Here is a 9,254-nt window from a genome sequence, read left to right as displayed (position 1 = left end):
GCCCCCGATGAACGAGGAAGAGGGAATGAAGAGGGGGGGCCGGACAACAGCATCGGCCAAAACCCCCGCTTTTGTATCAGCTCACGCACCTGGTGCTTATTGCTTCCACGTGTTGATGCGGTAGGAGTTGGCCAGCTTTTCAAACGTTCCGGGGTTGGCGTCCCAGTAACTCTTGTGGCAGCTGACGCCTACCCGGTGCGGGGTGCCGTCGTAGTCCCACGACTTCAGGTACTGGCATGAAGACCCCCCGTGACAAATTTGGAGAACAACGGATCCCTCATTCTCTGGGATGTCACTGGGCCCGTTCAATGCATCCCGGCTAGCTGGCAGGGCTATTGCACCAGCAGGCACCTGATCTGCGGCATCGGTCTCTGCATTGGTATCGGCATCTGCATCTGTTGGTGCCTCGCTCGGGTCAGCTTCTATTTCGGGCTACGTTGTTCGGCTCCATTGCCGTCTCGCGGCTCGGTGCGCTCGACGCCGACTGGCTCGCGGTCGGCGTCGTTAGGGAATCACCCTCATTGCTTCCCTTTATCAATGCGGGAATGACCCACTCAAACAGAGCGATCAGAGTAAGAACCAATACAACGGCCACCGAGTCGAGAACAATAAATAGTGCCCTCCCATTGCCTGGCTGAGGCGCAAGCCCCGGTACCCCTCGACCCGGAAAGTGACTCGGTGGCGACAGCGGCGGCGGTGGCGGCGCCCCGTTGTAGTTGATCATGAATGTGTCGTTCCAGATTTCTTCTGCGCCACCAAGGTATGAGTTCTGGCAAAGTTTTAGCTGCTTCAGAGCCTTGGCTGCATGTGGACTCGCGGTCGTGTTCGCCTTCAACAGGGTATCGGAGCACTTCTTCGGCGAACTTGGAAGCCTGCGTGTCGGTCCCGGAACTATCCGGAGGCGCTCTCTGTTGGAGGAAACCGTCGGCATAATGTACAGCGCGATCGCAGCCACGAGTGCGGTGACACCGCAAATGGCCCACACCATCATGTACCCCACCAATGGAGCAGCCGTTGAACAAGCGTCCGCTGTCAGTGACCCCAGAGCCTTGCCCGGCCAAGACAATACCGAAGCTGCAGGAGACGAAGGCCCCGCCCACAATTTTCGTACCATTGATGAGCCCGGTTTGCCGTGCCCGTCTGAGTCAGCGGGCTGCGGCAGCGACGTCACAAGCCCTCCGCTGCCCGCGGCCGGCGATCGTCATACTCGTCAGCAGCGGCGTGTAGTAGCTCTGCAGAATGCCGCTGGTCAGCTCAACCACGACCACGAAACTCACAATGGCTGTGGCTATAGCTGTGGGCGCAAGGCCGATGCTGGCACCCGCCACGTCACTTCGCGCTACTGCCACGGCCTACGTCCACGAAGACTGTAACTTGGACTACCTAGCTCTGTGAGCATGCTAACCGCAGTCCCTCGCTGGGAACATATTGGGAGACCCGCGGGTTGAGCCATATAGTAGATACAAACGCATATACCTGCCGGGGACCCCGGGAGCTAAGGAGCAGATCATGCAGTTCGGAATTTTCAGCGTCGGCGACATCACCATGGATCCGACCACAGGGCGCACCCCCACCGAACACGAGCGTCTGAAGGCCATCACTACCATCGCCAAGCACGCCGAAGACATCGGCATGGACGTCTTCGCTACCGGAGAGCACCACAACCCGCCATTCTATCCCAGCTCTCCCTCGACCATCTTGGCCTACATCGCGGCGCAAACGGAGAAAATCATCCTCTCCACGAGCACCACACTGATCACCACCAACGATCCTGTCAAGATTGCTGAAGACTTCGCAACCCTGCAGCACCTCGCCGATGGCCGTTCCGACATTGTTCTTGGCCGCGGCAACATGGGCGCCGTCTATCCCTGGTTCGGCAAGAACAACCAAGATTCTGTGGAACTGACCGTTGAAAACTACGCACTGCTGCGCCGTCTCTGGGATGAAGAGGTAGTGAATTGGGAGGGCAAGTTCCGTACCCCGCTGCGCGGCTTCACCTCCACGCCCCGCCCGCTCGACGGCGTTGCGCCCTTTGTCTGGCACGGCGCCATCCGCACGCCCCAGGTCGCCGAGATCGCCGCCTACTACGGTGACGGCTTCTTCGCCAACAACATCTTCTGGCCCAAGGAACACTACATCCAGCTGATCAACCTCTACCGTGAGCGTTACGCACACTACGGCCATGGCACCCCGGAACAGGCCATTGTTGGCTTGGGCGGTCAGTTCTTCATCCGCAAGAACTCGCAGGACGCCGTCAATGAATTCCGCCCCTACTTCGACAACGCACCTGTCTACGGCCACGGCCCATCCATGGAGGACTTCACCTCACAGACGCCACTAACAGTTGGTAGCCCGGAGGAAATGATCGAGAAGACCCTGGCGTTCCGGGACTACTTCGGTGACTACCAGCGTCAGCTATTCCTGGTGGACCACGCAGGTCTGCCGCTCAAGACAGTTCTCGAACAGCTGGACCTCTTTGGTTCCGATGTTCTGCCCACACTCCGCGAGGAGTTCGCCAAGAACCGTCCCGCGTCCGTCCCCGAAGGTCCCACCTTCGAGGCCCGCCGCGCCGCCGCCCAGGCAGCAGCCGGCGTCGAAAGTTCCACATCAGCATCAGGGGTGAAGTGACATGTCCTCGGCAACACAAAGTCACCGCAGACTGGCTACAGATTCATGGGAGTCACTGCTGACGTCGCAGGTGGCCATGATGCGTGAGTTGCAGAAAGAGCCCGTATTCAAGGAGGTAGGCAGCCGAGAGTACGATATTTTGTACCAGCTCTCGCGCTGTCCTAGCGGCTGGCTTCGACTCAACGAGCTCAACGAGCACGTGCTACTGACCCAGCCGAGCATTTCGCGGATGGTGGACCGGTTGGAGTCGCGCGGCCTGATCCATCGCAAGTCTGCCGAAGACGACAAACGTGGTGTTTTGATCGGACTCACCGAAACGGGTGCCGCTAAGCAGAAGACCGTGGGGCGTGCACATGTGCAGCGGATCATGGAGCTGATGGAAGTGGCCCTGACGGACGATGAAATGCGCACTCTGCAGGATCTAACCAGCAAGCTGCGGGCATCAGTGGTAGGGCACTAGCCGCTCCGTGATGAGTATCCGGGGCATGCCTTGGGTGACCACAGAATTTTGATAGTTAGTAATTTGGTGATTACTGATTTGATAGTTACTCAACAGAACGGCCCGCTTACGAGTGGGCCGTTCTGCTTTTCTGTGGCGCAGCTTCCCTGTGGTTCTGCGATTCCGAATTTCAGGGTTTCCAGATTCGGGGATACGGAACTTCGGCGCCCCTCTGCTGCTCGAGGAGGGCTACACGTTGCGGGTTGATCCGCGGGGCCCGTTGGGCTTCGAGCCCTTGCTGATGCGAATGTTTTTGGTGAGACCACGGTGATAGGTGTTGCTACGTGGTGTTTGGCTGGGGTCGATGAAGTACGGAGCAGTGAAGGTCGGCGTTCCGTTGACAATTTCCAAGACCCAATCGCTGTGGTGAATTAGGGTGTGGTGGCGACTACAGAGAAGGGCACCGTTGTCGATGTTGGTCTCTCCGCCCTGTTGCCAAGGAATCACGTGGTGTGCCTCGGTCCAAGGCGCTGCCATGGTGCAGTCTGGGAAGCAACATCCTAGGTCACGAGCTTGGAGAACTTTTCGTTGTGCTGCGGTGAAGAGGCGTTGAGTTCTCCCGAGGCGAAGGATTTGTTGCCCTTCGCCCATGCCGATCCGGGTGATATCAGGATCGCACAGGGACTGACCGAACAAGGCTAGTGATACAGGGCCGGTGTAGGTGGTGAATGCTGTGCCGGCGCCGTCCTGACGGTCAATATCGGCTTGGCTGACCGTGATGAAAAGCTGAGTCTTCAATCCGCCATTCACCGGTAGTTTGTCTGTGCGAGCGGCGAGCTTTACGCAATCCAGGAGCCCGTCAAGTAGTTTTTGACCATAGGTTCGGGTGTCCTTGGTGACAGGGTCGGTACTGGCTGGGTCACTACTGTCCAGTTCATCAAGAATCTCCCCCGATCCAGGGGGTGGGATCCGCACCCCCTCCACGACCCGCTCTTGTCGAGCGCCATTCGGCATTGTGTTTTGATCCTCTGACGGATCTAGATCAATCAGTGGGCCGCTGTTACTGAACAGGCCACCGGTAGAATTCCCACTGTCATCTGGCTGCTTCGTTTCTGGTTGCAGTGTCGCCATAAAGGATGCAGCGGATTCTTGTCGAGTGGCCCAGCCTTGAGTTGTGGTGCCGGGTTGAGCGAACCAAAACCACTTGTCTCCCTCGTAGACCGGGGGCACAGCCTCTGGTGGTGCGTTGGGTGGGCGGGGCGGGATCTCCCACGGCTCCAAGACCCGTGGCCAGAGCTGTCCCCGCAACCCAAAACGACTGGAAATCTTGGTCGCATCCGGAGGCGCTTGGGAGTGATCCTCGGAAACCGAATCCGGTTCTGTCGGTGGTTCCGGGACACCCGGCGGATCGGACGTTTCTGGAGTTTCTGGGGTTTCTGGGGTGTCTGGCGTTTCTGGGGTTTCTGGGAAGGTTGGCTCGTCTGCGGAGTCCGACGATGCAGCGGTGAAAAGACTGGTGTCCTGAGGATTGCAGGGGTTTCCTGCCATCCCCATAAGTCCAATGATGCCGCTCAGCTGATCGAACAAGCGCTCCTGCCCGTCGGATTCTGGGCTTGTTTCGTCCTTAGTGTCCGGGACTACGTCATCGTCAGCTGTTGAGGGCACAGTATCTCCCGAAGGCGCAGTACTTCCTGTGGAGTTTCTTTCGGGGCTGTCCGCGGCGTTTCTAGCAGGGCTCTCCGCGGTACTTGCCTGCGCGTATTCGGACCTCTCACCGGTGTACTGCCCGTCTTGCTCATGCCCGTCATGGCTGGGTGCAGTTGTGGTGTCGTTGCCCGAGCCTTCTGGAGTGTTGATGGTGTTGATGTCTTTGTGTTTGTTGGGATTCGTGGCGGTGCCGATAGCGACCATGAGATTCTCGTATTGCTCGATCGTCATATGTCCATCAAAGTGAATCAACCCCCGGCGGGGCTTGCGGAAGAATAGCCCTTGCTTTGCTATCAAGTCTCCTGGGGTAGGTTTTTGCCCGTCGGGGTCAAGATGCGACATTATTCTGTTACCTGCATGCCGCAGAAAATCAGGGCCCTCCTCCATGCCCGTCTCAACCAAAGTTTCTTCCACGTCGCTGCACGTCTGGGCATCGATCCGATCATCGTTGAGTAGACCGCGGGCTTCTGTCAGGAACTTACTGATCATCGAAGTTTGTTCTACCGAGAGCTGACCCTTGAAGAAGGCCTCGCTTAGTATCTGTTGCTCGGTGACAGGAATCCGTTCACCGGTGATCAGATCTTGAGCCGGCAACAAAGTTTGGGCTAAACCGATCCTGCGCCTAGCCTCGGCTGCACTGATCTTTAGCGATTGAGTAAGGAGATCCACGCTCCCGTGCACACCTGTTGCCGCATACCGGCCAGCATCAACACGTTGAGTGATGTCAGCGGCTGACTGTACCGTCAGGCCTTGATGGATACGGCCAAGTTGCTCAAGGTCTTGAGCCCAACGAAGAGACTCTGCATCAGAAAATGTCCCTAGATCAAGACCAAAGGGCATCTGCTCCCTAGCGCTAGATCCATCGCCAGAACCAGTCGATGACACAGAAATTCCCGCACGGTGATCTACCAAAACCACTCTTTCAGTGGAGTGAACAAGGGATGCGACAAGGCTGAGGAGTTGGTGAACACGATCACCAACCCTGAAATCCATTGAATCGGATGCCTGTGTTTCTGGCATCTTTGCCGCGTTGTTCATACATATATTCTAGAAGAAGGCACTGACATTTTGGTTGAGTTACTGCGGAATGTGAATGCTCAGTACACTGAACCGCCTGTGGAGGAATGGATGACTTGGTCGGGTTCCCAAATCGGCATCGGAACGACCTTTCGGAGAGGAATTATCTGTAGTTGTGGATAACTTCTAGCAGGTACGCCGCGCCGCGTGTACCTTGTTAAGAAGCCACAGAGCAGCCACCTCAAGGACGAGGACGCTGCCCACACCGCGCCACGGGTAGGGGCAAGCATGCAAGATAACCGCAGCAAATTTCTACGTCGGAACGCCAAAACGACGACAAACTGTTTTCGGCACCAGTCAAGATTGCGCTCTTATGCCGTAGCCATCTGCCTTGCCGCGATACTGCCTCTCACTGGCTGCACATCGTCGCCCACAAACCCAAGCTCCAGCGCATCGACACCGAGCACCAGCAGCCAACCACCCACCACGCCCACAGCCACGTCGGAGCCCTCAACCTCGCCGCCAACCACGACTGTGGTTTACAAACCAGCCACGGCAGAAGGGCCAGCCCAAAACGTCCCTTTTCCGGTTCTCCCCGCAAAAGCCAGAGAATTCAGCAAGGAAGGCCTGCTCTCCTTCGCTGAATACTGGTATAGCACCCTCGGCTACGCCTTCGAAACAGGAGACGCCGACCCCATGATGGAGATCAGTGATGCAGATTGCAAAACTTGTCCTCAAATCAGTGAACCAGTCGGCGCTTGGTACAAGGAAAATGGCTGGATCGTCGGCGGTCAGATGGTGGTCATCCAATCAACGACCACATTCGTAGAGACGCCCGAAGGAACCTACCAAGCTCTCCTTCTGGTTCGCCAAAACAAAGTTTCTTACTACAAATCTGATGGCTCACTTTCATTTGATTACCCGCAAGACATTGCGGAGAAAAACATTTTGATTGCTTCGTTCAATGGTGACCTGTGGGTGGCGCACACGGCTGAACCAATGGTAAATCAGCCATGAAGAAGCCCGTCTTTCACATTGGCACCGCTACTCTGCTCTTGTCCTCGATGTTCGGCTTTGCTCTGGGCCTTCTACCCGCTGAGGTCAAAGAACCCCCACGGTGGAGTGGTGCCACGCTCGAGGTGGATGGATATGAGCAGATTCCCGGGAGCGATAGCTACGCACCCAGTCCTCAAACGGACACACAAAACTCCTTTGTGTACGAAATGCGACTTGCCTGCGCTGACGGCGACAGCACCATTTTTGTCGAATGCGCCTCGGTCATGCCATCGTGTTCGACTGGTGACGGTGGGCCCGACGGGAAGCCCGGTGTTTCCGTGTATTGGTATTTTGCCGACACAGCTTTTGATCCACTAATCTGGACATTTCATTCAGGTCCAGTCTGTGTCTACGCTGAGCAACCCCGCGATCTCCTAGCCGAAATCGCCGGTCAAATAGCCCACGAATTCCAGCGCACCCCGGTCGCCGCTGCAGAATTCGGCAGCCAGCCAGGACCCCACACCCTGCGCGGGAAGGAGACCAACGTCTGGGCCACAGCCAGCACACAAACCTTCAACCTCACCATGCTGGGCCAAAGCGTCACGATCACCGCAACACCGGTGGCCTACACCTGGAACTATGGTGACGGAACCCTCTGGGGACCCACGCCCATTCACGGAGCACTCCTGCACCAAGACCGGGTCGGCGAACAAACCCAAACCAGTCACATCTACACCGAAACCGGCCGTCTCACCATCAGCGTCACTACCCACTTCGACGGCACTTACAGCGTCAACGGCGGACCCGAACTACCCATCCCCGGCCAAGGCAACATCCCCTCGCCAGCGCAACCGCTGACCGTCTGGCGCGCCGAAACCCACCTCTACGCCGACGACTGCTTCGCCAACCCCAACGGAATCGGCTGCTAAACCAGCCCGAGCAGCAGCTCACGGTAAAAGACCACACCTGCGCCCAAAGAACTGATACGGACACGCTCATTGACAGCATGCAGCGAGCTCCGGTCTGAGACATCCATCAGCAAGGGCGAGAATCTGTAGACCGCTGAGGAAATGGCGGTGAAGTGCCGTGAATCGGTGGCCCCAGTCTGGATATAAGGCGTTACCACGGCGTCCGGGTATGAGACTGAAACCGCCCGACTAAGCAGCTCGAACTGTTCGTTCGAGAAGGATGAAGCCGGTGACGGATCGTAACCAGAAATCACTGTCAATTCCACCTCTGGGTCGTCAATGATGGCCCGAACTCGGGCAACCACCGTGTCAACACTCTCCCCCGCAGCAATGCGAATATTAGCATTCGCACGCGCGGTAGAGGCCAAAACATTGGTTGCTTTGCTACCCTCGAGCATGGTCACCGCCACGGTAGTCCGGGTCAGAGCGCGAGTCTCATCGCCAATCACACCGAAGGCTTGCGTGAGTAGGCCCTTGAAGGCCCAGAGGTTCTGGGTCACGAGGCGCAGCACGAATCCGCTATTCGATCCCATGCGCCGCATCATTTCGGCAATGGGATCCGGCATGGAGGCAGGAAAAGGCGACTCTTCCAGTGCCACGATGGCCTGCGCCAGACGGGCGGTGGCACCCATTCGGGAAGGCGTTGATGCATGCCCACCTATACCCCGAGTCAGGAGTTGCAAATCCAGAATGCCTTTCTCGGCCACTCCAATCACGGCCACCGGAGCAGTCATCCCTGGAAACGCACCAACGGCTACCGCACCGCCTTCATCAAGGACCAGCCAAGGCTTGACTCCCCGAGCGGCCAACAGCGAAACGGCTGCTTGGGCGCTGTCTCCGGCAGTCTCCTCATTGTTACCGAAGGACAGATAAACATCGTGGACAGGCGTAAATCCCTCCGCCAGTAGAGACTCAATCGCATTCATGATCACTACTAGGGCGCCCTTATTATCAAGGGCGCCACGTCCCCAGACGTATCCGTCCTGCTGGTGTCCTGAGAAACCAGGGTGGCTCCAGTTGTCACGGGTGTCCACGGGGACCACATCGTAATGGGCCATCAACACCGTGGGCCTGGAACCAGCAATCGGGCCGCTTCCTGCCCATCGATAGAGCAGCGCATGGCCATTGACGTATTCTCGGCTCAAGCTGGCATGAGTCAGAGGGTACAAACGGGCCAACGCATCGATGAATCCAGTGAACTGCTCCAATTCAATCCTGTCTCGCGCACTGGAGAAAACCGTCCGGAAAGTGATCAATTCGCTGAGCTGATCCGCTGCGGACTGTGCGTACTCCCCACCTATTTCGGCTGCATTCAGCGCGGCCCCAAAGTCGCCAACTGGGGTTCCAGCCCCAGCCCGGAAAGCACGGACACCCATCACCGCTACGGCACCCGCTACCCCTACGGACAATGCAGCTGTCACGGCACGACTAAGCGAATTCACGGTTCCTTTAGGCATGTCAGGAAGTCTATGCCACGTGACCGGGAGCACACTCTCAGC

At 57.5% G+C, this 9,254-nt stretch carries 8 protein-coding genes; 4 read left to right on the top strand and 4 right to left on the bottom strand.

Annotated features, from left to right (window positions below; all coding sequences use genetic code 11):
• Positions 1 to 1,145 precede the first annotated feature (1,145 nt).
• Positions 1,146 to 1,349 (bottom strand): hypothetical protein, encoded by a 204-nt coding sequence (locus ACX80D_RS08645; protein ID WP_459322249.1) that lies wholly within the window; start codon positions 1,347 to 1,349, stop codon positions 1,146 to 1,148.
• A 160-nt stretch (positions 1,350 to 1,509) separates the two neighbouring features.
• On the opposite strand from ACX80D_RS08645, the gene ACX80D_RS08640 reads away from it, so the two are divergent.
• Together ACX80D_RS08640 and ACX80D_RS08635 are read left to right on the top strand one after the other, a co-directional pair.
• Positions 1,510 to 2,628, top strand: a complete 1,119-nt coding sequence (locus tag ACX80D_RS08640) for an LLM class flavin-dependent oxidoreductase (protein ID WP_459322248.1) — start codon at positions 1,510 to 1,512, stop codon at positions 2,626 to 2,628.
• Between the two features lies 1 nt (position 2,629).
• Positions 2,630 to 3,088 (top strand): MarR family winged helix-turn-helix transcriptional regulator, encoded by a 459-nt coding sequence (locus ACX80D_RS08635; protein WP_459322247.1) that lies wholly within the window; start codon positions 2,630 to 2,632, stop codon positions 3,086 to 3,088.
• Positions 3,089 to 3,316: 228 nt separating this feature from the next.
• On the opposite strand, the gene ACX80D_RS08630 is transcribed toward ACX80D_RS08635, so the two are convergent.
• Positions 3,317 to 5,812 (bottom strand): HNH endonuclease signature motif containing protein, encoded by a 2,496-nt coding sequence (locus ACX80D_RS08630; RefSeq protein ID WP_459322246.1) that lies wholly within the window; start codon positions 5,810 to 5,812, stop codon positions 3,317 to 3,319.
• A 350-nt stretch (positions 5,813 to 6,162) separates the two neighbouring features.
• Positions 6,163 to 6,321: a hypothetical protein gene (locus ACX80D_RS08625; RefSeq protein WP_459322245.1), complete on the bottom strand. Its 159-nt coding sequence runs from the start codon at positions 6,319 to 6,321 to the stop codon at positions 6,163 to 6,165.
• Positions 6,322 to 6,325: 4 nt separating this feature from the next.
• On the opposite strand from ACX80D_RS08625, the gene ACX80D_RS08620 reads away from it, so the two are divergent.
• Together ACX80D_RS08620 and ACX80D_RS08615 are read left to right on the top strand one after the other, a co-directional pair.
• Positions 6,326 to 6,808, top strand: a complete 483-nt coding sequence (locus ACX80D_RS08620; RefSeq protein WP_459322244.1) for a DUF6318 family protein — start codon at positions 6,326 to 6,328, stop codon at positions 6,806 to 6,808.
• Positions 6,805 to 7,716 (top strand): PKD domain-containing protein, encoded by a 912-nt coding sequence (locus ACX80D_RS08615; RefSeq protein ID WP_459322243.1) that lies wholly within the window; start codon positions 6,805 to 6,807, stop codon positions 7,714 to 7,716. Before ACX80D_RS08620 ends, ACX80D_RS08615 begins: the two co-directional genes overlap by 4 nt.
• Here ACX80D_RS08615 and ACX80D_RS08610 read toward each other — a convergent pair.
• Positions 7,713 to 9,212 (bottom strand): M20/M25/M40 family metallo-hydrolase, encoded by a 1,500-nt coding sequence (locus tag ACX80D_RS08610; RefSeq protein WP_459322242.1) that lies wholly within the window; start codon positions 9,210 to 9,212, stop codon positions 7,713 to 7,715. The two genes, ACX80D_RS08615 and ACX80D_RS08610, sit on opposite strands and share 4 nt — an antisense overlap.
• Between the last annotated feature and the right edge of the window lie 42 nt (positions 9,213 to 9,254).

Source organism: Arthrobacter sp. Sr24, assembly GCF_054511175.1.
This window is presented reverse-complemented; position numbering and strand designations above follow the sequence as displayed.

What these genes read in the sequence shown, in the direction of transcription:
- ACX80D_RS08640 (WP_459322248.1), top strand. Translation starts at nt 1,510, where the DNA reads ATGCAGTTCGGAATTTTCAGCGTCGGCGACATCACCATGGATCCGACC.
- ACX80D_RS08615 (WP_459322243.1), top strand. Translation starts at nt 6,805, where the DNA reads ATGAAGAAGCCCGTCTTTCACATTGGCACCGCTACTCTGCTCTTGTCC.
- ACX80D_RS08635 (WP_459322247.1), top strand. Translation starts at nt 2,630, where the DNA reads ATGTCCTCGGCAACACAAAGTCACCGCAGACTGGCTACAGATTCATGG.
- ACX80D_RS08610 (WP_459322242.1), bottom strand. Translation starts at nt 9,212, where the DNA reads ATGCCTAAAGGAACCGTGAATTCGCTTAGTCGTGCCGTGACAGCTGCA.
- ACX80D_RS08630 (WP_459322246.1), bottom strand. Translation starts at nt 5,812, where the DNA reads ATGAACAACGCGGCAAAGATGCCAGAAACACAGGCATCCGATTCAATG.